The organism is Streptomyces sp. NPDC012794, from assembly GCF_042901085.1.
In the GTDB taxonomy this organism is placed as follows: Bacteria; Actinomycetota; Actinomycetes; order Streptomycetales; family Streptomycetaceae; genus Streptomyces.
Genome location: NZ_JBIBCI010000011.1, coordinates 43,325 through 64,490, shown reverse-complemented (window position 1 = coordinate 64,490; position 21,166 = coordinate 43,325). Strand labels below are relative to the sequence as shown.

Below are 21,166 nucleotides of genomic sequence, written 5' to 3'. Positions count from 1 at the left end.
GGGTCCCACTCGACGGTCTCCCAGTTATCGGGCAACATCGACCGCCGGTACGGACAGGGACTTCACATGAGTACACAGCACACGGCAGAGCTGGTGGCAGCGGCCCGCGCGGGCGATCCCCGCGCGCAGGACGAGCTCGTCAGCGCCCACCTGCCGCTCGTCTACAACATCGTCGGGCGCGCTCTGAACGGCTCCCACGACGTGGACGACGTGGTGCAGGACACCATGCTGCGGGCCCTCGACGGGCTGGGCGGGCTGCGGGCGGACGAGAGCTTCCGGTCCTGGCTGGTGGCCATCGCGATGAACCGCGTACGGGCGCACTGGCAGGCCCGCAGCGGCGGTCCGGGGCAGAGCGGGCTGGAGGCCGCCCAGGACGTCGCCGATCCCGGCGCCGACTTCGCCGACCTGACGGTCGTACGGCTCCACCTGTCCGGGCAGCGCCGCGAGACGGCCCGCGCCACGCGCTGGCTGGAGCGCGAGGACCAGGCGCTGCTGTCGCTGTGGTGGCTGGAGTGCGCCGGTGAGCTGACCCGGGCCGACGTGGCCGCCGCCCTGGAGCTGACCCCGCAGCACACGGCGGTGCGCGTGCAGCGTATGAAGGCGCAGCTGGAGTCGGCCCGGGTGGTGGAGCGGGCGCTGGAGGCGCAGCCGCCCTGCGAGGGGCTGCGGGCGATGACGGGCACCTGGGACGGCCGGCCCTCCGCGCTGTGGCGCAAGCGAATAGCCCGGCACGCCCGGGAGTGCCTGCGCTGCTCGGGCCTGTGGAACGGACTGGTGCCGGTGGAGGGGCTGCTGGCGGGGCTGGCGCTGGTCCCGGTCGCGGCGGCGCTCCTGGAGGGAGTACGGGCCTCCGTGGCCGCCGGCTACGCCCCGGCCGGCGCGGCCTTCGCCGACGCGGCGACGCAGCTCTCGCCGGTGGTGTCGGGCCCGGGCCGCGCCGCCCGCCGCAAGGGCGGGGACTCCGCCGCCGGCCCGGACGGCCCCGACGGGCCGGCGGGCCGCGCGGGGCAGCGCAAGCGGCGCCAGAACCGGCGCCGGGCCATCGGCGGGGCGGTGGTCGCCGCGTGCGTCGCGGGCGGCGGCCTGGTGTACCTGGGCCAGTTGCCCGGTTCGCGGGACGCCGGGGCGAGCGGGGCGTCCCCCTCCCCGCTGGCGGCCCTCTCCGCGCCGGACTCCGCCGCGCCGCAGCCGTCCGCCTCCGCCCCGGGCTCCCCCTCGCCTTCCGTTTCCGCGTCGGCCTCGCCGTCCCCCTCGGCGTCCGCTTCGTCCTCCCCCTCGGCCTCCGCGAGCGCCGCGCAGGCCTCGGCGGCTCCCGCGCCGACGAAGAGCACGGCGAAGCCCCCGGCTCCGCCCGCCCCGGGGCCGGCCCCGGCGGGGGTCGCGGGGCAGGTCGTCTCCCTGGTCAACTCCGAACGTGCGGCGGCCGGCTGCGGTCCGCTGAGGGAGGACGCGCAGCTGCGCGACGCCGCCCAGCGGCACTCCGCCGACATGGCGCGGAGGGACTTCTTCTCGCACACCAACCCCGACGGCGCCGACCCGGGGGCGCGGACGACGGCCGCCGGGTACCGGTGGTCGACGTACGGGGAGAACATCGCCAGGGGGCAGCAGACCGCGCAGGCCGTGATGGATTCCTGGATGAAGAGCCCGGGCCACCGCGCCAACATCCTCAACTGTTCCTTCAAGGACATCGGCGTGGGCATCCACTCCGGTTCCGGCGGGCCCTGGTGGACGCAGAACTTCGGCGCCCGCTGATCCTGCCGGTGTCGCTTCCTCCTCTTTGACTCAGAATCGGGGCAAGATAGGGCCTGGAGCCGAACGGGCAGATCAAAGCGGGCAGGGTGAGGTGCATGGCCAAGCAAGAGCTGCGCCCTCATCAGCGCGAGGCCGTCGACGCCGTCGTGCGCGCGCTGCAGCTGCCCGCCACCGGCCGGGTGCCCGAGCGGGGCCTGCGGACGCAGGTGATCATGGCCACCGGCTCCGGCAAGTCCCTGGTGGCCGTGCGCTCGGCCGAGGAGCTGCGGGCCGGCCGGGTCCTCGTACTGGTCCCCTCGCTCGATCTGCTCGTGCAGACCGTCGCCGCCTGGCGGGAGGGGGGCCGCACCGGCCGGGCGCTCGCGGTGTGCTCGCTGCGCGGGGAGGACGTGGGGGTGCCCACCACGACCGCCCCGGCGCAGCTGGCCCGGTGGGGCTCCCGGCCGGTGGAGCGGGTGACGGTGTTCGCCACGTACGCCTCGCTGGGGCTGGGCACCATCGAGCGGGCGCACCTGGAGGGACTGCCGCCCTGGGACCTGGTTGTGGTCGACGAGGCGCACCGTACGTCCGGCCGGATCGGCAAGCCCTGGGCGGTGGTGCACGACAACGCGCGGATCCCCTCGGTCCGGCGGCTGTACATGACGGCCACGCCCCGGGTGTGGCGCGACGGCGAGGAGAGCGAGGAACCCGAGGAGGCCGAGGAGGCGGGCGCGTACGCGGCGGAGACGGCCGGCGGCGCGGAGCCGCGGGGCCGGGGCGGGCTCGTCGCGTCCATGGAGGACGATCCGCAGGGGCCGTTCGGCGCCCGCTGCTACACCCTGTCGCTGTCGGAGGCCATCGACCGGGGCATCTGCGCCCCGTACCGGGTGGTGTGCGTGGACGTCAGCGATCCCGGCTTCCAGGCGGCGGTGCTGCTGGGCGCCGACGGCCGTTCCGACCGGGTGCGCGGGATGCGGCTCGCGGCGCTCCAGGCGGCGCTGGTGAAGGCGGCCGCGGACCAGGGCTTCCGGCGGACGCTGGTGTTCCACCACCTCACCAAGGAGGCCGAGGCGTTCGCGGCGGGGCTTCCGGCGGTCGCGGACCGGCTGCGGGCGGCGAGCCGGTCGGCGCTTCCGGTGTATCCGCGTACGGTCTGGGCGGACTGGCTGTGCGGGCAGCACACGGCGGCGCACCGGCGGCGGGTGCTGGAGGCGTTCGCCGCCGACCGGGTCGCGGACAAGGCGTTCCTGGGCAGCGTGCGCGTGCTGGGCGAGGGGGTGGACACGAAGGAGTGCGACTCCGTCTTCTGGGCGGACGTGCGCGGTTCCATGCCGGACCTGGTGCAGGCGGTGGGCCGGGCGCTGCGGATGCGGCCGGGCGAGGGCAAGGTGGCCTCCCTGGTGGTGCCGGTGCTGCTGGGGCCGGGGGAGTCACCGGAGTCGATGCTGACGTCACGGGCGTACGGGGACCTCGCGCGGCTCCTGGAGGCGCTGAGGGCGCACGACTCGAGGCTGGTGGAGGCCCTGGCCCAGCCGCAGGCGCCGAGCGCGGCGGCGAAGGCCCCGGCGGCGGCCGGGGCCGGCACGGGTCCCGGGGCGGCGGCCCGGGCGCTGCTGAGCTTCTCCGTGCCCCGGGATCCGGCACTGCTGGCGGCGTTCATCCGGCTGCGCGTGCTCAATCCGGAGCACACGCAGTGGCGGCGCGGGGTGGAGGCGGCGCGGATCTACGCGGCGTCGGCCGGGGACCTGAAGGTGCCGTTCGCCTTCAGGGTGCCGGCGGGCGGTGAGGCGTGGCCGGCGGCGCTGGCGGGTTTCCCCCTCGGCCAGTGGATCGCGGACGCGCGGCGTACGTACCGCAGGGGCGCCCTGGGCCGGGAGCGGACCCGGGAGCTGGAGGAACTCGGCATGGTGTGGAGCCATTTCGACGTGGCCTTCGAGGAGGGGCTCGCGGCGGCCCGCGCCTGGGCCGCCGAGCACGGGCACCTGCTGCCGCCGGTGGAGGCCACATGGCACGGGATGCCGGTCGGGGTGTGGATGAAGAACAACCGGGCCGCCGCCCGGCGGGAGGGGCCGGGTGCGCTGCCGCAGGAGCGCCGGGAGGCCCTGGACGAGATCGACCCGTCCTGGTGTCCGGCCTGGGACATCGGCTGGCAGCGGGCGTTCCGGCTGACCCGCGCCCATCTGGACGCGGGCGGCGCCGTCCCGTCCGGTCCGGGCTCGGTGGTGGTCCAGGGCGAGGACCTGGGGCTGTGGGTGCGGAGCCAGCGGCTGGGGTGGGAACGCCTGGCCTGGGCGCAGCGGTGGCTGCTGGAGCACGCGCTGGGGCTGACACCGGCCACGGAGGCGGAGCGCCCGCCGCCGCGGCGCAGTCATGCCGCCGCGTGGGCGGGGCACTTGGAGGCGGCCCGGCGGTTCCACGCCCGCGAGGGGCACCTGCGGGTGCCGCGTACGCACGTGGAGCCGGTCGGGGGGCAGGAGCTGCGGCTGGGCGCGTGGATCGCGAACCAGCGTTCACGGGCGGCGAAGCTGGCCCCGGAGCGGGTGGCCGCGCTGACGGAGCTGGGGATGCGCTGGTCGGCGTCGGCCTGAGTGCCGCCGGGCCCGGGTCCGGGTGGCAGGAGGGGCGGCCCGCCAGGACACGGCTGAGGGCGGAGGCCTCCTTCTCGGCGTCCCGGGCGCGGGTGCCCTTCGTACGACACAGCGCCATATCGGGACCGTCGGGGCATACCGCCTTGCGGCGCGGCTCCAGAAACCCTGGAAAACCGGTCGTGCGGGGCGCTTTCCGGCATGGCTTCCGGCCGAGTCTGCGATGTGACCCCCCGCATAGGGGCCCCGCCGGACCGAAAAAATTACCGTCGAGTAGTATTTCTTCCGTAGATCTTCCCGTCCGGGCCACTGGAGCCGGTCCGGACGGGAAGATCATCCAACTGGTTCTACACAGAACTTATCCGCCGATGTCCGGATAGCGGTCAACTGTCGTACGGGTCCTGGTAGTTCTTCCGCCATGAACAAGATCACCCGCCGGCAGGCCTTGGGCACCACCGCCGGCGCACTCACCGTCCTCGGCATCGCGGGCGCCACCGCGCACGCCGCCGCCACCGACTCCCGCGCCGCCGCCACCCCGGCCGGCACCGTCGACGAGGTGTACCAGGGCCGCCGCATCCAGATATCGCCCGCGACCGGCGGCGGCCACCACGGAGGCCACCACGGCGCCGGCATGCCGACCGTCCGGATAGACGGCCGCGAGCTCCACGTCATGCGCAACGCCGACGGCACCTGGATCAGTGTCGTCAACCACTACGAGACGTACGCCGACCCCACCTCGCTGGCCCGCGCCGCCGTGCGGGAGCTCCAGGGCTCGCAGCTCGCCCCGATGCAGACGGGCGGCATGTGATGGCCGTGCGCAAGAACCAGGCCGCGCTGACCGCCGAGGAGAAGCGCGCCTTCACCAACGCGCTGCTCGAACTGAAGCGGACCGGCCGATACGACCGCTTCGTCACCACCCACAACGGCTTCATCATGAGCGACACCGACTCGGGCGACCGGGTGGGTCACCGCTCTCCCTCCTTCCTCCCCTGGCACCGCCGCTTTCTGCTCGAGTTCGAGGCGGCTCTTCAGGCGGTGGACAAGAGCGTTTCGCTGCCGTACTGGGACTGGACCGCCGACCGCACCGCCCGTTCCTCCCTCTGGGCCGCCGACTTCCTCGGTGGCACCGGCCGCGCCCGCGACGGGCAGGTCATGGACGGCCCCTTCGCCTACGCGACGGGCAAGTGGGAGATAGCGGTGCGCGTGGACGGCCGCAACTACCTGCGGCGCGCGCTCGGCGAGGGCGTCGCGCAGCTGCCGACGCGGGCCGAGGTGGACGCCGTACTGGCCATGCCGGTCTACGACACGGCCCCCTGGAACAGTTCCTCGAACGGCTTCCGCAACCACCTCGAGGGGTGGCGCGGCGCCAACCTCCACAACCGGGTGCACGTGTGGGTCGGCGGCCAGATGGCCACCGGCGTCTCCCCCAACGACCCCGTCTTCTGGATGCACCACGCCTTCGTGGACAAGCTGTGGGCCGACTGGCAGGCGAAGAACCCGAACTCGACCTACCTGCCGGCCGCCGGCACCCCGAACGTGATCGACCTGCGCGACACGATGCGGCCGTGGAACGACGTCACCCCGGCGGACATGCTCGACCACCGGAAGTTCTACACGTTCGACACCGAACCGGCCGCCGCCAGCCAGCGGTAGTGCAGTTCGGGGCGGCCGACCTGGCCGTACCGGGGCGTACGGTCCGCGCGGCCGGTGTCCACCAGGTGCTCCAGGTACCGGCGGGCGGTGATCCTGGAGATCCCGGCCGCCTCGGCCGCCGCCGCGGCGGTCAGCCCCTCGGGCGCCGCCCGCAGCAGCGCCGCGACCCGGTCCAGGGTCGGGGCGCTGAGGCCTTTGGGCAGCTGGGCCGAAGCGGGCGGGCGCAGTGCGGCGAGGGCCCGGTCGACGTCGTCCTGGCCCGCCGCCTCGCCCGCGGCCGCGCGGAACTCCGCGTAGCGCAGCAGCCGTTCCCTCAGGGTGGGGAAGGCGAAGGGCTTGAGCACGTACTGCACGACGCCGAGCGAGACGCTCTCGCGGACCATGGCCAGGTCCCGCGCGGAGGTCACCGCGATCACGTCGGCGGGGTGCCCGGCCGCCCGCAGTCCGCGCGCGAAGCGCAGCCCGTGGCCGTCGGGCAGGGTGAGGTCGAGCAGCAGCAGGTCGACGCGGGTGCGCTCCAGCACGCGGGTGGCCTCGGCCAGGGAATGGACGGCGGCCACGGCGGTGAAGCCGGGCACCCGGCCGACGTAGAGCGCGTGGGCGTCGGCGGCGACGGGGTCGTCTTCGACGACGAGGACGCGTACGGGCCCGCTCATCGCGCACCTCCCCCGGCGGCCCGGCCGGGAGGCCCCCCGGCCGGAGCGTCCGTGTCGTGCCGTGGGGGCGGCGGGGCTCCACCCGTCCGCGCCGGCCCGGTGGCCGCGGCCGCGGGAGGCACCGGCAGGCGCGCCGTGAACGCCGCTCCGCCGCCCGGGGCGCCCCCGGCCTCCACCGAGCCGCCGTGCCGGTGGGCGACCTGGCGCACCAGGGCCAGGCCCAGGCCCCGCCCCTCCCCCTTGCCCGACCAGCCGCGCCGGAAGACGTCCACCCCCTCGGGCAGGCCGGGCCCGTTGTCCGCGACCCGCAGCAGCAGCCCGTCCGGGTCCCGGCGCGCGGTGACGGTGATCCGCCCGCCGGGCACTCCCGTCAGGGCGTCGAGGGCGTTGTCGACGAGGTTCCCGAGCACCGTCACCAGGTCGCGGGCGGGCGGTACCCCCGGGCCGGCCTCGATCGCCCCGCACTCCGGGGTGACGACCAGCTCGATGCCGCGTTCGTGCGCCTGCGCGGCCTTGCCGAGCAGCAGGGCTACCAGCACCGGCTCACCGACGGCGGTGACGACCTCGTCGGTCAGGGCCTGGGCCAGCTCCAGTTCCGCGGTGGCGAAGTCCACCGCCTCCTCGCTGCGGCCCAGCTCGATCAGGGAGACGACGGTGTGGAGCCGGTTGGCCGCCTCGTGGGCCTGGGAGCGCAGCGCCTGCGTGAACCCGCGCTCGTGGTCCAGCTCCCCCGTGAGGGCCAGGAGTTCGGTGTGGTCCCGCAGGGTGACGACGGTGCCGCGGCGGCCGCCGCCGGCCACCGGCGAGCTGTTGACGACGAGCACCCGCTCGGACGTCAGGTGCACCTCGTCGACCCGGGGCCGGTCGGCGAGCAGCGCCCCGGTGAGCGGGGCGGGCAGACCCAGGTCGGCGACTCCGGTGCCGGTGACCTCCCCGGACAGGCCGAGCAGTTCGCGGCCCGCGTCGTTGATGAGGGTGATCCTGCGGTGACCGTCGAGCATCAGCAGCCCCTCCCGGACCCCGTGGAGGGCCGCCTGGTGGTAGTCGTACATCCGGCTCAGCTCGGCGGCGTTCATGCCGTGGGTGTGGCGGCGCAGCCGGGCGTTGACCACGTACGTACCCACCGCGCCGAGGGCCAGTGCCCCGGCCGCCACCCAGGCGAGGGCGGTGAGCTGCTCCGCGAGGCGGGCGCTGATGGCGCGGACGGTGATCCCGGCACTGACCAGGCCTATGACGGTGCCGTCCGTGTCCCTGAGCGGGGTGACGACGCGGATGGAGGGGCCGAGGGTGCCGGTGTACGTCTCGCTGAAGGTCGCGCCGCGCAGGGCCGGGGCGGTGTTGCCGAGGAAGCGCTCGCCTATGCGGCGCGGGTCGGGGTGGGTCCAGCGCCTGCCGTCCGGGGCCATGATCGTCACGAAGTCCACGCCGGAGTCGGTGCGCACCCGCTCGGCGTAGGGCTGGAGCGCGGTGGAGGGGTCCGCTCCGCCCGCACCGGTGCGTACGGCCTCGCGTACGGAGGGCGAGTCGGCGACGGCCCGGGCCACCGCCCCGGCCTGCCGCCGGGCGGCGTCCTCGGCCTGCTCGCGGGCGCTCGCGTACGCGAAGACCGCGCACCCTGCGACGACGAGCGTGACCAGCAGGACCTGCATGGCGAAGAGCTGGCCGGCGAGGCTGCGGGGCGGCCGGAGGAAGCGGAACATGACGCTCAGTGTGCACCGGCCCGTGAACTCAATGAACGCAAGGGTGACCGGGGTCACAGGCTGGGCGATGGTCTCCCGGAACGACCTCACCACCAGGAGACGCGACATGGCCGCCAGACGCGACAGAACCCACTACCTCTACATCGCGGTGATCGCCGCGGTACTGCTCGGCATCGCCGTCGGCTTCGCCGCGCCCGGCGTGGCCGTGGAGCTCAAGCCCCTGGGCACGGGCTTCGTCAACCTCATCAAGATGATGATCTCGCCCGTGATCTTCTGCACGATCGTGCTGGGCATCGGCTCGGTCCGCAAGGCCGCCAAGGTCGGCGCGGTGGGCGGGCTGGCCCTCGGGTACTTCATGGTGATGTCCACGGTGGCGCTGGCCATCGGCCTGCTGGTGGGGAACCTGCTGGAGCCGGGCAGCGGACTGCAGCTGACCGAGGCCGCGGCGCGGGCCGGCGAGGCGCAGGCCAAGGCGGGCGGGGCGGAGACCACCCAGGAGTTCCTGCTGGGGATCATCCCGACCACCCTGGTCTCCGCCTTCACCGGCGGCGAGGTGCTGCAGACCCTGCTGGTGGCGCTGCTGTGCGGGTTCGCCCTCCAGGCGATGGGCCCGGCCGGCGAACCGGTGCTGCGCGGGATCGGGCACGTGCAGAAGCTGGTGTTCCGGGTATTGGCGATGATCATGTGGGTGGCGCCCGTCGGCGCCTTCGGGGCGATCGCGGCCGTGGTCGGAGCGACCGGGATCGACGCGCTGAAGTCCCTCGCGGTCATCATGATCGGCTTCTACACGACCTGCCTGCTCTTCGTCTTCGTGGTGCTGGGCACCCTGCTGCGGGTCTGTACGGGCATCAGCGTGTTCGCGCTGCTGCGTTACCTGGGCCGGGAGTTCCTGCTGATCCTGTCGACCTCCTCCTCGGAGTCGGCGCTGCCGCGGCTGATCGCGAAGATGGAGCACCTGGGCGTCTCCCGGCCGGTCACCGGCATCACCGTGCCGACGGGCTACTCCTTCAACCTGGACGGCACCGCCATCTACCTGACGATGTCCTCCCTCTTCGTCGCGGAGGCCATGGGCAAGCCGCTGGCCCTGGGCGAGCAGATCTCGCTGCTGCTCTTCATGATCGTGGCCTCGAAGGGCGCGGCCGGTGTCACCGGCGCCGGTCTCGCCACCCTGGCCGGCGGCCTCCAGTCGCACCGGCCCGAACTGGTCGACGGGGTGGGCCTGATCGTCGGGATCGACCGCTTCATGAGCGAGGCGCGGGCGCTGACGAACTTCGCGGGCAACGCCGTCGCGACCGTCCTGATCGGGACGTGGACCAAGGAGTTCGACCGCGGGCGGGCCGCCGAGGTCCTCGCGGGCCGGATGCCCTTCGACGAGGCCACGCTGGTCGACGACGGCCACGCGCCGGCCGCCGAAACCGCCCCGCCGGCCGTGCCCGGCCACACGGCCGGCGCCAAGGACGGTGTGCCGGTCTGACCGGCGCACCCGCGCGACCCGGCCGGGCAGGGCTCGCCCCCACGGTGCCCAGCCCGGCCGACCCCCGCGTCAAACCCCAACGAACAGCCGCGAACCGCCACTTTCGGCCATGTGATCTTCAACTCTGCCGCCGGGAAAGGTACTTCCCTACGGGGCAGCGCGTCTGACATCTTGCGTCCACCACTCGTTTCGTACGGCCCGGCAGGTGCCACCAGCACCACCGGGCCGTCATCGGAGGACGCATTGATACCCCACATATCCAGCCGACCTCGACGTGCACTCGTGCTGGCGGCAGCCATGGGCGCCGCCCTCACCTTCGGAGCCCCCGCCGCGCTCGCCGGCACCGCTCCCGTCGGTCCCTCCGGCTCCCCGGCCGCCGCCCCCGCGGCGGCCCCCAAGGCTGCGGCCCCGGCTTCCCAGAGTGCGACCTGGGCCGCCGGCACCCGCGCCTACCTCGTGATCACCGCCCCCGGTGACAGCTCCGCGGTGCGCTCGGCCGTGACCGCCAACGGCGGCACGGTCTTCGCGTCCTACGACGCGATCGGCGTGATCGTCGCCCACTCGGCCTCCAGCGGCTTCGCCACGGCGATGCGCGGGGTCAGCGGGGTGCAGAAGGTCGGCGCGACCCGTACCTCGGACGTCCCGGCCGACGCCTACAACCCGGCGCTGCCCGCCAACCCGGCCCAGTCGACGACCCCGACCGGCGAGCCGGTCCGCGCCGACATGACCCAGATCAAGGCGGACCAGGCCTGGGCCGTCAACGCCGGTTCCGCCGCCGTGAAGGTCGGCATCCTCGACACCGGCGTCGACGACCAGCACCAGGACCTGGCGCCCAACTTCAACGCCGCCGACTCGGTCTCCTGCGCCTACGGCAAGACCGACACCCGCGCCGGCGCCTGGCGCGACGTCGGCGACCACGGCACGCACGTCGCCGGCACGGTGGCCGCCGCCAAGAACGGCAAGGGCGTCATCGGCGTGGCCCCGAACGTGAAGATCTCCTCGGTCCGCATCGCGGAGCCGAACACCTCGCTGTTCTTCGCCGAGAACACCATCTGCGGGTTCGTGTGGGCCGGTGACCACGGCTTCAAGGTCACCAACAACAGCTACTACACCGACCCGTGGCAGTTCAACTGCCCGGACAACCTCGACCAGGCCGCCATCATCGAGGGCGTCAACCGCGCCCAGGCGTACGCCGAGGGCAAGGGCTCGCTCCAGATCGCCGCCGCGGGCAACGAGAACTACGACCTCGCCCACAAGACGACCGACACCGCGAGCCCCAACGACTCGACCCCGGTCACGCGCACCATCACCAACGCCTGCGTCGACATCCCGACCGAACTGCCCGGCGTGGTCACGGTCGCGGCGAACGGCACCGGCACCACCAAGGCCTCGTTCTCCAACTTCGGCCAGGGCGTCATCGACGTCTCGGCCCCCGGCCAGGACGTCTACTCGACCGTCCCGGGCGGCAAGTACGGCAGCAAGAGCGGCACGTCGATGGCCAGCCCGCACGTGGCGGGTGTCGCCGCGCTGATGGTGAGCGCCAACCCGGCCCTGACCCCGGCGCAGATCCGCGACCGGCTGGCCACCCAGGCCAACGACATCGCCTGCCCCTCGGACAGCCGCTGCACCGGCACCACGGCCAACAACGCCTTCTTCGGCGAGGGCCAGGTCGACGCGCTGAAGGCGGTCGGCGGCTCCACGCCTCCGGCCGGCAAGTACTTCGAGAACACCGCGGACTTCGCCATCGGCGACAACACCACGGTCGAGAGCCCGATCACCGTCTCCGGCGTGACCGGCAACGCCCCGGCCACCCTCAAGGTCGGCGTGAACATCGCGCACACCTACACCGGTGACCTGAAGGTCGACCTCATCGCCCCGGACGGCACCGTCTACACGGTCCACAACCGGGCCGGCGGCAGCGCGGACAACATCAACCAGACCTACACCGTCAACGCCTCCTCCGAGGTCGCGAACGGCACCTGGAAGCTGCGCGTCAACGACAACGCGGGCGGCGACACCGGCAAGATCGACTCCTGGAACCTGACCTTCTAGGAAAGGTCCTCGGGAACGTCGCGGGGCCACTGCGGGGCCATCGGGGAGCGGGAGGACCGCTCCCCGGTGGCCCCGCGCCGGTTTCACGCCCGTGCGGCCGCCAGCGCGACCAGGCGGTGCATGGCCGCCACCGGAACGGCCGGGTTGCGGGCGGCCTCCTCGGCACCGCGCTCGTCCAGGAGCAGGGGGATCAGGGCGTGCGGCGGCAGGACGGGGTTCCTCCGGGCCGAGCAGCGGACACCGCAGTCGGCGTCGGCCGCCAGCCGCACCGCCGACGCGGGTGACAGGCGGCGGTCCGCCGCGGCCCGGCTCCGCACCCGGGGGTCGGGGTCATGACCGAACCGTTCGACGAGGCCGGCGTCCGACGCCGGATCGTCGAGGGCGAGCAGGCGCAGGCGCGGCTCGGGATCCCCGGCGAAGCGCAGGAGGCCGCTGCGGGGGAAGTTGGGGTGGCTGCGGGGCCGCCCGGGGAAGGAGAAGCCTCCCTGCCACCAGCTCCACACCTCCAGGAGCAGGTCCGCCGGGGCGTCCTCGCAGGACTCGGCGAGGAACAGGCGCACGACGCGGTCCTCGTCCCGGGCGAGGCGTTCCAGGACGTCGGGCGGCAGGTGCGGGGCGCGGGCCACGCTGCGGCGGATCCACAGCTTCGGCGACGCGGCGAGCCGGCGCATCGCGTCGGGGTCGTCGTGGAGGGCGCCAATCCACCACAGCGCGTACGTCCGGTGGTCGGGGGTGATGTCGGGAACCCCGGCGGCCATCGCTTCGATCTCGGCCGGGCCGCTGGGGGGCCGGGAGCCGGAGTCCGGTGCCCGTTCCACGCCGGTCCGCCCCCGGGCTTCCCGGGACTCGGCCTGCTCGGCGGCCAGCTCGGCCAGGACATCGCGGAGTGCCGCGCTCTCGGTGGCGGCGAGGAGCCGGGTCCACTGCCCGGGCGAGAGCCTTCCCGACTCCGCGGCCGCGACGCGGACGGCCCTCGCGGGGTGGACGGCCGCCGCGTCCAGTACTCCGGGCGGGAGGTCGTCGCGGTACAGGAAGTACGGGCGGAGCGGCTCCGACGCGTCGAGGAGGCCGATCAGTACCTCGGCGGGGGCGGCCCGGTTGTGCCCGAGACCTCGCAGCCACGCCCTGGCGGTGGACGGGGAAGGACGGAAGTCCTCGAACAGCGCGGCCCAGGCGCCCCGGTCGGCATCGGTCTCGGTCATCTGCCGCATTGAACAGGCGGATGACCGGAAAGACCACCGCGTGGCGGCAGGGCCGGGGCGGGAGCAGCCACAGGGGGCCGTGTCGCCGGGGCAACGGCCGTAGGGGCGTGCGCGTCCGCGTGCGCCGTTCGGCCGGTACTCGGGCACGGCCCACGGAGCGCCTGCGTGCCCCGCGCGGCGCGGGCCCCTTCTATGGATGCCTATCCCCCACCGGAACAGGCTGATCCATGACATCGACACCCCCCGCCCGCCTCTCCCGGCGGAACCTGGTCTCCGCCGCGCTCGCACTCGGAGCCTTCACCGTCCTGCCCTCCGCCACCGCCTCCGCGGCCCGGGTCTCCTCCGGCCGCGGGGCGCTCGGGGGCCGGGACGGCTCCACGGTGCCGCAGATCACCGACTGCGCGGGCTGGGGAGCGCGGGAGGCGTCCGAGCCCGTGGTGGTCCTCGGCTCGCGTCCCGAGCGGATCATCGTGCACCACACGGCCACGGCCAACGTCACGGACTACTCGCGGGAACGGGCCCACCGGCTGGCCCGCGCCGTCCAGACGTACCACATGGACATGCAGGGCTGGATCGACACCGGTCAGCACTTCACCATCAGCCGGGGCGCCTTCACGATGGAGGGCCGCCACGGCAGCCTGGCCGCGCTGACCTCCGGGAACCGGATGGTGCGGGCCGCCCACTGCGTGGGCCAGAACAGTGCGGCCATCGGCATCGAGAACGAGGGCACCTACACGGCGCAGGAGCCCCCCGCGGCGCAGTTCTCCGCCCTGGCCGACCTGTGCGCCCACGTCTGCCGCCAGTACGACGTGCCCACCTCCGAGATCTACGGGCACCGGGACTTCAACAGCACCGCCTGCCCCGGAGACAAGCTCTACTCGATGCTGCCGAAGCTGCGCGATGCCGTGGGCCGCAGGCTCGGCGAGACCCAGCCCGTGCCGCTGCCGCGCTGGCCCGTGGGCCTGCCGCCGGGCTGGGCCCCGGATCCGGCGGCCCTCGCCGGTAGGGAGTACCTGCCGGAGGGCCTGCTCGACCCGCTGCGGGCCCGCTGACGCCGCGGCCCGCCGGGCGGGGTGCCTACCGGGTCCGCAGTACGCAGTCCCCGCAGAGTCCGCCGCCGGGCACCCGGTAGTAGAGGCAGCAGCTGCGCCGTACGAAGGCCACGCCCAGACCCGGCTCGTGGACGAAGGTTCCGGTGCCGGCGAGGGGCCCGTCGTCGGCGAGGAGGGCAGCGGCCAGCTCCACGGCCACCCGTTCCGGCTCGGGCGGGACCCGGTCGAGCAGGACGCGCAGGGCGCCGGTCAGCCCGGAGGCGGCGTTGCCGCGCAGTACCTTCGCCGAGACCCCGTACCGCTCCCGCAGGGCGGCGTCCAGCCGGGCGAGGTTGCCGAGGACGCTCTCCCCGAGGGCCCGGGCGGGCAGGTCCGCGGGGTCCGGCAGCCACAGTTCCAGCGAGCCGCCGTCGGGCAGCCGCCACCACACCCGGCCGGGGTCCAGGTCCGGCAGGCGCCCGGACAGGGCGGCGCAGCCGAGGCCCAGCGACCACAGCCGGGAGGCGATCCCGAGCTGGGCGGTGGAGGCCGCGACCCGTCCCGGTCCGCTGCGGATCCTGCGGCCCACCTCGGTGACGTAGGGCCCGAGCGGTTCCCCGTACAGCTCCGCGAGCGGCCGGAAGCCCGGCGCGGGCGGCGGCCCGCCGCAGGGGACGGTGAAGAAGGGCCCGACGGCGGCCAGCCGGCGCAGTACGTCGTCCATGTCCATCCCCGGATGATCTCAGGCGGCGTCCGCCGCCGGGACCGGGGTCCGGGCCGACTCCGCCCAGCGGGCGGCAGGCCCCATCGCGTACGAGGCCGCCAGCAGCAGTCCGCCGAGCAGCAGCCAGCCGGGGATGCCCCACGGCAGGAGCAGCGTGGTCAGCAGCAGCGGCCCCAGGGTCCGGGCCACGGGCACGCCGGTGCCGAAGAAGCCCTGGTACTGCCCGGTCCGCCCGGCGGGGGCCAGGGCGAAGCCGATCTGCCAGGACCCGGCCGACTGCCGCATCTCGGCGTCGGCCTGGAGCGCGGCGCCCGCCACGAGCAGCGCGGCCGCCGCCCATCCCGCGCGGGGCAGCGCGGATACGGCGAACACCGCGCACGAGGCGGCCATGACCAGCCCCGACAGCCGCAGGGCCCGCCCGGCGCTGTCCAGGTCGGTGACGGGCCGGGCCAGCCGCACCTGGAACAGCATGACGGCGAGGGTGTTGAGCACGAACAGCGCCGACACCAGCCAGCCCGGGGCCTGGGTGCGTTCCGCGATCCACAGCGGCACGGCCAGGCTCAGCAGCGGCATCCGCAGCAGCAGGACCGCGTTCAGCAGGGTGACCAGGGCGTACGGCCGGTCGCGCAGGACCGCCAGCCGGGGCTCCCCGGCCGGCCGCTCGGGGGCGGGCGCCACGGCGGGCAGGGTCAGCAGTACGGCGGCGCAGACGAGGAAGCCGGCCGCGTCGAGGGCGAAGACGACCAGGTAGGCGCGTTCGGTGCCGGCGCTCAGGGCCAGTCCGCCGAGGGCGGCGCCCAGGGCGAGTCCGGCGTTGAGGGTGGACTGGAGGTGGGCCAGGAGGCCGGTCCGTTCCCGGGGTGCGACCAGCCCGGAGAGCAGGGCCTGACGGGCGGCCGCGAGCCCGCACTGGGAGACGGCGTAGAGGACGACGGCGCTCAGGAACGCCCCGAAGGAGCGGACGAACAGGAAGGAGGCCACCGAGACGGCGGTGGCCAGCGCCAGCAGCACCGAGGTGCCGTGTGGCCCGCGCCGGTCGGCGAGCGCCCCCAGCGGGACGCCCGCGAGCGAGCCGACCGCCCAGGCAGCCGTCAGGCCGAGGCCGATCTGGGCCGGTGAGAGCCCCACGAAGCGGGTGAAGAAGAGCGCGGAGCACACGTAGTAGGCGCCGTCGCCGACGGAGTTGGCGAGCTGGGCGGCGGCCAGGCGGCGCGGGGCGCCGGGCGCGGGAAGGAACCGTGTCGTCACCGGCACATTCCACCAGCGGACCGGCCCTCCCCGGCGGGCCGGTCGGCGATGGATCAGGTGGGCCACTCGGCGGGCCGCACGTGGGTCAGAGGTCGGTGAGGAACTCCAGCAGGGCCCGGTTGAAGGCCTCCGGCTGCTCCACTCCCGGCAGGTGTCCGGCCCCCTCGATCACGGCCAGCCGGGCGTGCGGCGCGAGCCGGCACATCGCCTCGGCCTCGGCGACCGGGGTGTACACGTCGTCCGCGCCGACCAGCACCAGGCAGGGGACGTCCTCGGGCAGGGCGGCGAGCACGGGCCGGTAGTCGGGCCGCTCGGCCCGTCCGCGCAGGGCCGCCGCCGCTCCCCGGGGGTCGGTGGCGCGCATCATGGCGCTGACCCGGGCGGCGGTCTCCGGCTGGCCGGTGACGTTGTAGGGCGCCAGCATCTTGTCGATGACCTCTTCGGTGTACGGACACATGCCCTCCGCGAGGAGCCGCTCGGCGAGCTCCCGGCGGGACTTCCTGCCGTCCTCGGACTCCGGGACGGGGGAGGTGTCGGAGAGCACGAGGGCCCTCACCAGACCCGGGTGGCGCAACCGGAGCTCGAGCGCGATCTGCCCGCCCATGGAAACTCCTCCGACGACCGCCTGTTCGATACCCAGGCGCCGGAGCAGGGCGGCCAGGTCGTCGGCGAAGTCCGCGAACGGGGTCTTCTCGCCGACCGCCGGGTTCTCTCCGTATCCGCGCAGGTCAGGGGCTATGACCCGGTAGCCGGCAGCGGTCAGCGCCGCCGCCTGGGGCGCCCACATGGACCGGTTGAACGGGTGCCCGTGCACCAGGAGGACGGCCTCCGCGCCGCGGGTGCCGAAGTCATCACAAAACGCTGCCGCGCCATTGCCGAATTGGGGGTTCATGAGAGGACTTTAAGGGGCTACATTGAGCCACTCGCGTTCACCTGACCGCTCGTTGCCTTTCACCCGCGTTTTGCGCGGGGGGCGACGTCAGGAGCGCACACTGTGCAACCACCCCACCGCCCAGAAGGACCGAAGGCTCCGTGCCCGTACCCGTACTCCTCGCCGGCCGCTCCGTGCGGCTCGAGCCCCTCGCCCCCCAGCACACCGAGGCCCTGGCCGAGGCCGGGGCCGAGGATCGTACGACTTACGCCTTCACTCCCGTGCCGCACGGGTTGCAGGCGTCCCACGAGTACATCGACCGCGCCCTGTCCGATCAGGCAGCGGGTCGATCGCTCGCGTTCGCCGTCGTCAGAGCCACTGACGGCCGGGTGGTCGGTTCGACCCGCTTCCTGGATCTCGACTACTGGCAGGGTCCGCTGGTGTGGCCCGCCGTCCCCGGGGTCCCCTTCGGTGATCCGGCGACGGCGGTCCCCGATGCCGCCGAGATCGGGAACACCTGGCTGTCCCCGGCCGCCCAGGGCACCGGCATCAACACCGAGGCGAAGCTGCTCATGCTGCGCCATGCCTTCGAGACCTGGGGCGTGCGGCGGATCTCGCTGCGCGCGGACGCCCGCAACGGGCGTTCCCGCGCCGCGATGGAACGTCTCGGCTTCACCTGCGAGGGGGTCCGCCGGGCCCATTCGCGGGGGCTGGACGGGGCGGTGCGCAGTACGGCCTTCTACTCGGTCCTCGACGAGGAGTGGCCCACCGTCCGCTCGGTCATCGAGCTGCGGCTCTCCAACGCCGCTCCGCGCCGCCGCCCGCGCCGGACGCTGATCCCGGCGTAACGGTCCTGCTGCCGCGTTCCCGCGCGCCCCTCGCCCCGCTCCTGCCCCGGTGACCAGCCGGGGCGGGGCGGGGCGAGCGCGTTTCCCGCATCGGGGGCCGGGTCCGGCCCGGCACACCGTACCCACCGGCATGTGCATGATCCACGGATGCTTGGATGACGGGAAGGGAACACCGGGGGCGCCGCGGGTGACGGGTAATGAACTCCTCCCCGGAATCCCAAGAGAAGTAAAAATGAGGAACCCAGCAGCGCTTTCGTTCATCATTCGAACGGAAGCAGACCATCCCCGCACGGGGCAGCAACAGCCGGAGAGCCACCGCAGATGTCGTACGAACCCGACGGCCACGACCAGCCGCCGTACCGGCCGGAAGGGCAGCAGCCCTCCTCCGGCCGGCAGCAAGGCCGACAGCAGGGCCCGCCGCAGTACGCCCCCCAGGGCGGCCGCCCCCAACCGCCTTACGCCCGGCCCCCGCAGGGCGCCGGACCCTACGGCGGCCCCCCGCAGGGACGGCCGCAGCCGCCCCGCGCCCCGCAGGGCCAGGACCAGTACCGCCCCGGCGGCTACGACGAGGCCACGCAGGCGCAGCCCCGCTACGAGCGGCCGGACTACGAGCAGCAGCGGTACGACCAGCCGTACCAGCAGCGCCACGACCAGCCCCCGTACGGATACGCCGAGCCGTACTACGAGGAGGAGCCCCGCCGCAAGTCCAAGGCGAAGCGCTGGATCATCGCGGGCGTCACGGTCCTGGCCCTCGGCGGCATCGCCGCGGGCACGATGACCTACTTCGAGATACCCCCGTTCACGGACAAGGGCAAGGAAGTCTCCTTCGGCCAGACCCCGGGCGGCGACAAGAACGGCGCGGCCAAGCAGGCGCCCAACTCGAAGATGTCGATGCCCACCGGCCCGAAGACCGACTTCAAGAACACCTCGACCCTGAGCGACGGCACGCAGATCGGCGTGGCCACCATCACCGGCAAGAAGTCCGGCTTCTCGGGCAAGGTCTGGGTCTGGGCGCCCAAGGAGTACAACGACCCGAAGTTCGCCAAGAGCGGCTTCCCGGTCATGATCGCCCTGCCCGGCGGCGCCGGCTACCCGAACAACTACTGGATGGGCACCGACCTCGGCCTCCAGACGAGCATCAGCAAGTGGTACCACGAGGGCAAGGGCAAGCCCTTCCTCCTCGCCATGCCGGTGCTGAACCCGGGACCGGACGACAAGGGCGTCTACTGGGACGGCTCCGACATCCCCGGCCAGCCCAAGATGGGCACCTGGCTGACCGAGGACGTCCCGGACCTGATGCGGGAGAACTTCCGCACCGTCAAGTCCCGTGACGGCTGGGCCTTCATGGGCTCCTCCACCGGCGGCTTCGCCGGCCTGAAGGCCGTGCTGAAGCACCCGGACAAGTTCAAGGCCGTGATCGCCTCCGGTCCGGACATCGTCCCGGACTCCTCCCTGTGGAAGGGCTACGACAAGGAGAAGGCCGAGAACAACCCGGAGGTCCTCGCCAAGCAGCTGATCGACAAGAAGGGCCCGGACGTCTACCTGGCCTTCCAGGTCGGTGACAACGAGAGCAACAAGAAGACGCTGCCGGACGTCCAGAAGTTCGTCCAGACCTACACCAAGGGCCCGATCCACACCAGCCTGAGGGTGATCCCGGGCGGCCAGCACAACGCCAAGACCTACGTGCCGAACATGGGCCTGGGCCCGATGGAGTTCATCAGCAAGGTCATGGAAGGACCCGTGGAGTAACGACCTCCGCGCCCCGTACTGCCTCCGGCTCCGGCCCGTCGAAGACCTTCGGCGGGCCGTTGCCGTCCCACGGCGCCCAGCCGGGGTCCCCCGTGGTGGCGAAGCGGACCCAGGCGCCGTGCATCTCGTCGGCCAGCGCCTGCGGGGCGCCCGCCCCGGCCAGCCAGGCCGACTCCGGCACGCGCAGCGTGTCGAAGACGAACCCCAGCTCCAGGGCGTGACAGGCGCCGAGGCCCGGTACGCCGCTGGGCCAGCGGAACTCGTACAGGTGGCTCGGGGCCGGGCGCGCGGCCCCGGCGAGCCGCCGCAGCGGGTCGCGCAGCAGCCGGTCGGTGATCAGCTGCCCGGCGAGGTCGGCCGGGGACGCCCCGGGCAGCGCGGCCCGCAACGCCCGTACGGCGGCCCGGTCCTTGCCGCTGCGCAGCCTGCCCAGTGCCACGGCCGCCGGGCCGAGGCGGTCCAGCAGCCGCGCCCCGCCGGTCGGCGCGAGCCACAGCCGGTGCTCCTCGGCGGTCCAGCCCAGCAGCAGCGGCACCTTCGAGGCGGTGGCCGCCTCCAGCGGGTCGGCGGGGAGCGAGTCCGGGTCGGTGACCAGCCCGAAGGCGGGGCCGCCCAGTACCGGGGAGGAGCGCCGCAGCACGGCCGCCTGGGCGGCGAGCAGCGCGGGCAGGCCCACCGCCCCGAAGGCCCGGGCGGTGGCGGGCACTCCCAGCCGCGAGGCCATCCGCCGCACCATGGTCCGCACCGCGTCCCGCGGCAGTGCCTCGGGGGCGCCGCTCTGCAGGACGGCCCGGGCGAAGAGGCCCTCGGCGCGGGGCGCGCCGAGCAGGGCGCCGACGCTGATCGCTCCGGCGGACTCCCCGAAGACGGTGACCCGGGCGGGGTCCCCGCCGAAGGCCGCGATGTTGTCCCGTACCCATTCGAGGGCGGCGATCTGGTCGAGCAGGCCGCGGTTGGCGGGCGCGTCGGGGAAGAGCCCGTAGCCGAGGACGCCGAGCCGGAAGTTGACCGAGACGAGCACGACCCCGTCGCGGGCGAAGGCGGAGCCGTCGTAGACGGGGACGGCGGAGGAGCCGCGGGTGTGGGCGCCGCCGTGGAGGAACACCATCACCGGCAGGCCGGCGCCGGGGGCCGGGTCCGGGGTCCAGACGTTCAGGTTCAGGCAGTTCGCGCCGGGGACCTTCGGATCTGGCAGCAGGGCCGCGAAGGAGGGCGGGTAGGGCACCTTGGGCGCGGTGGGCCCGAACGCCCCGGCGTCACGTACGCCGTCCCAGCCGGCCGGGGGCCGCGGGGCGGCGAACCGGCGGGGTCCGACGGGCGCGGCGGCGTAGGGGATGCCCCGGAAGACGGCGGTCCCGTCCGTCTCCCAGCGGCCCTCCACGATGCCGTCCGCGGTACCGGCCCTGGGCCGTCCGCCGCCCGCTGCGCTCATCCGTCTCTCCTCACCGGGGTGTCCTCCGGGGCACCGTCGCACAGGCGTCCACGGCGTGACAAGGCACGATCGGGTCGCGCGTAACGGATCGCGCGCGGGCCGGGAGTGTCGCTTGTGTTGGCGGGGAACGGTCACTCGGGCACGGTCGTACTCCGGCTCTGTCCGTTTTCGTGCCACCCGTTAGCCGAACCGGCCGTGACCACTCGGCTT

General features: G+C 74.0%; 16 protein-coding genes. 9 read left to right on the top strand and 7 right to left on the bottom strand.

Annotated features, from left to right (window positions below):
- Positions 1-66: 66 nt before the first annotated feature.
- The 4 genes from ACFY7H_RS21295 (at position 67) to ACFY7H_RS21280 (ending at position 5,969) form a co-directional block, all read left to right on the top strand.
- A complete protein-coding gene (locus tag ACFY7H_RS21295) occupies positions 67-1,752 on the top strand; it encodes a sigma-70 family RNA polymerase sigma factor (protein ID WP_388940125.1) in 1,686 nt (561 codons plus the stop codon).
- A 95-nt stretch (positions 1,753-1,847) separates the two neighbouring features.
- The gene (locus ACFY7H_RS21290; RefSeq protein WP_388940123.1) at positions 1,848-4,319 is read left to right on the top strand and encodes a Helicase associated domain protein; all 2,472 of its coding nucleotides are present in this window, start codon (positions 1,848-1,850) and stop codon (positions 4,317-4,319) included.
- Positions 4,320-4,734: 415 nt separating this feature from the next.
- Entirely contained in the window at positions 4,735-5,124 is a 390-nt protein-coding gene (locus ACFY7H_RS21285; protein ID WP_388940121.1) for a tyrosinase family oxidase copper chaperone, read from the top strand.
- Positions 5,124-5,969: a tyrosinase family protein gene (locus tag ACFY7H_RS21280; RefSeq protein ID WP_388940120.1), complete on the top strand. Its 846-nt coding sequence runs from the start codon at positions 5,124-5,126 to the stop codon at positions 5,967-5,969. Before ACFY7H_RS21285 ends, ACFY7H_RS21280 begins: the two co-directional genes overlap by 1 nt.
- Here ACFY7H_RS21280 and ACFY7H_RS21275 read toward each other — a convergent pair.
- Both ACFY7H_RS21275 and ACFY7H_RS21270 read right to left on the bottom strand, forming a co-directional pair.
- Positions 5,927-6,625, bottom strand: coding sequence for a response regulator (locus ACFY7H_RS21275; RefSeq protein WP_388940119.1), 699 nt, complete (start codon positions 6,623-6,625; stop codon positions 5,927-5,929). The two genes, ACFY7H_RS21280 and ACFY7H_RS21275, sit on opposite strands and share 43 nt — an antisense overlap.
- A complete protein-coding gene (locus ACFY7H_RS21270) occupies positions 6,622-8,274 on the bottom strand; it encodes an ATP-binding protein (protein WP_388940372.1) in 1,653 nt (550 codons plus the stop codon). The genes ACFY7H_RS21275 and ACFY7H_RS21270 overlap by 4 nt, the downstream gene beginning before the upstream one ends.
- A gap of 157 nt (positions 8,275-8,431) precedes the next feature.
- On the opposite strand from ACFY7H_RS21270, the gene ACFY7H_RS21265 reads away from it, so the two are divergent.
- Positions 8,432-9,799, top strand: coding sequence for a cation:dicarboxylate symporter family transporter (locus ACFY7H_RS21265; RefSeq protein ID WP_388940118.1), 1,368 nt, complete (start codon positions 8,432-8,434; stop codon positions 9,797-9,799).
- Between the two features lie 282 nt (positions 9,800-10,081).
- Positions 10,082-11,851, top strand: a complete 1,770-nt coding sequence (locus ACFY7H_RS21260) for a S8 family serine peptidase (RefSeq protein WP_388940117.1) — start codon at positions 10,082-10,084, stop codon at positions 11,849-11,851.
- An 83-nt stretch (positions 11,852-11,934) separates the two neighbouring features.
- Here the strand turns inward: ACFY7H_RS21260 and ACFY7H_RS21255 are convergent, their stop codons facing one another.
- Positions 11,935-13,053 carry a hypothetical protein gene (locus tag ACFY7H_RS21255; protein WP_388940116.1) on the bottom strand — a complete coding sequence of 373 codons (1,119 nt, stop codon included), beginning with the start codon at positions 13,051-13,053 and terminating at the stop codon, positions 11,935-11,937.
- A gap of 227 nt (positions 13,054-13,280) precedes the next feature.
- On the opposite strand from ACFY7H_RS21255, the gene ACFY7H_RS21250 reads away from it, so the two are divergent.
- Entirely contained in the window at positions 13,281-14,105 is an 825-nt protein-coding gene (locus tag ACFY7H_RS21250) for a peptidoglycan recognition family protein (protein WP_388940115.1), read from the top strand.
- Positions 14,106-14,130: 25 nt separating this feature from the next.
- Here the strand turns inward: ACFY7H_RS21250 and ACFY7H_RS21245 are convergent, their stop codons facing one another.
- The 3 genes from ACFY7H_RS21245 to ACFY7H_RS21235 form a co-directional block, all read right to left on the bottom strand.
- Positions 14,131-14,814, bottom strand: a complete 684-nt coding sequence (locus tag ACFY7H_RS21245; protein WP_388940114.1) for a (2Fe-2S)-binding protein — start codon at positions 14,812-14,814, stop codon at positions 14,131-14,133.
- 12 nt (positions 14,815-14,826) lie between these two features.
- Positions 14,827-16,056, bottom strand: coding sequence for an MFS transporter (locus ACFY7H_RS21240; protein WP_388940112.1), 1,230 nt, complete (start codon positions 16,054-16,056; stop codon positions 14,827-14,829).
- A gap of 85 nt (positions 16,057-16,141) precedes the next feature.
- Positions 16,142-16,948: an alpha/beta fold hydrolase gene (locus ACFY7H_RS21235; RefSeq protein WP_388940110.1), complete on the bottom strand. Its 807-nt coding sequence runs from the start codon at positions 16,946-16,948 to the stop codon at positions 16,142-16,144.
- Positions 16,949-17,088: 140 nt separating this feature from the next.
- Here ACFY7H_RS21235 and ACFY7H_RS21230 point away from each other — a divergent pair, with 140 nt between their 5' ends.
- Together ACFY7H_RS21230 and ACFY7H_RS21225 are read left to right on the top strand one after the other, a co-directional pair.
- Positions 17,089-17,775, top strand: coding sequence for a GNAT family N-acetyltransferase (locus tag ACFY7H_RS21230; protein WP_388940108.1), 687 nt, complete (start codon positions 17,089-17,091; stop codon positions 17,773-17,775).
- A 321-nt stretch (positions 17,776-18,096) separates the two neighbouring features.
- Positions 18,097-19,524 (top strand): alpha/beta hydrolase-fold protein, encoded by a 1,428-nt coding sequence (locus tag ACFY7H_RS21225; protein ID WP_388940106.1) that lies wholly within the window; start codon positions 18,097-18,099, stop codon positions 19,522-19,524.
- Here ACFY7H_RS21225 and ACFY7H_RS21220 read toward each other — a convergent pair.
- Positions 19,502-20,956 carry a carboxylesterase/lipase family protein gene (locus tag ACFY7H_RS21220; protein WP_388940104.1) on the bottom strand — a complete coding sequence of 485 codons (1,455 nt, stop codon included), beginning with the start codon at positions 20,954-20,956 and terminating at the stop codon, positions 19,502-19,504. The two genes, ACFY7H_RS21225 and ACFY7H_RS21220, sit on opposite strands and share 23 nt — an antisense overlap.
- Positions 20,957-21,166: the final 210 nt, after the last annotated feature.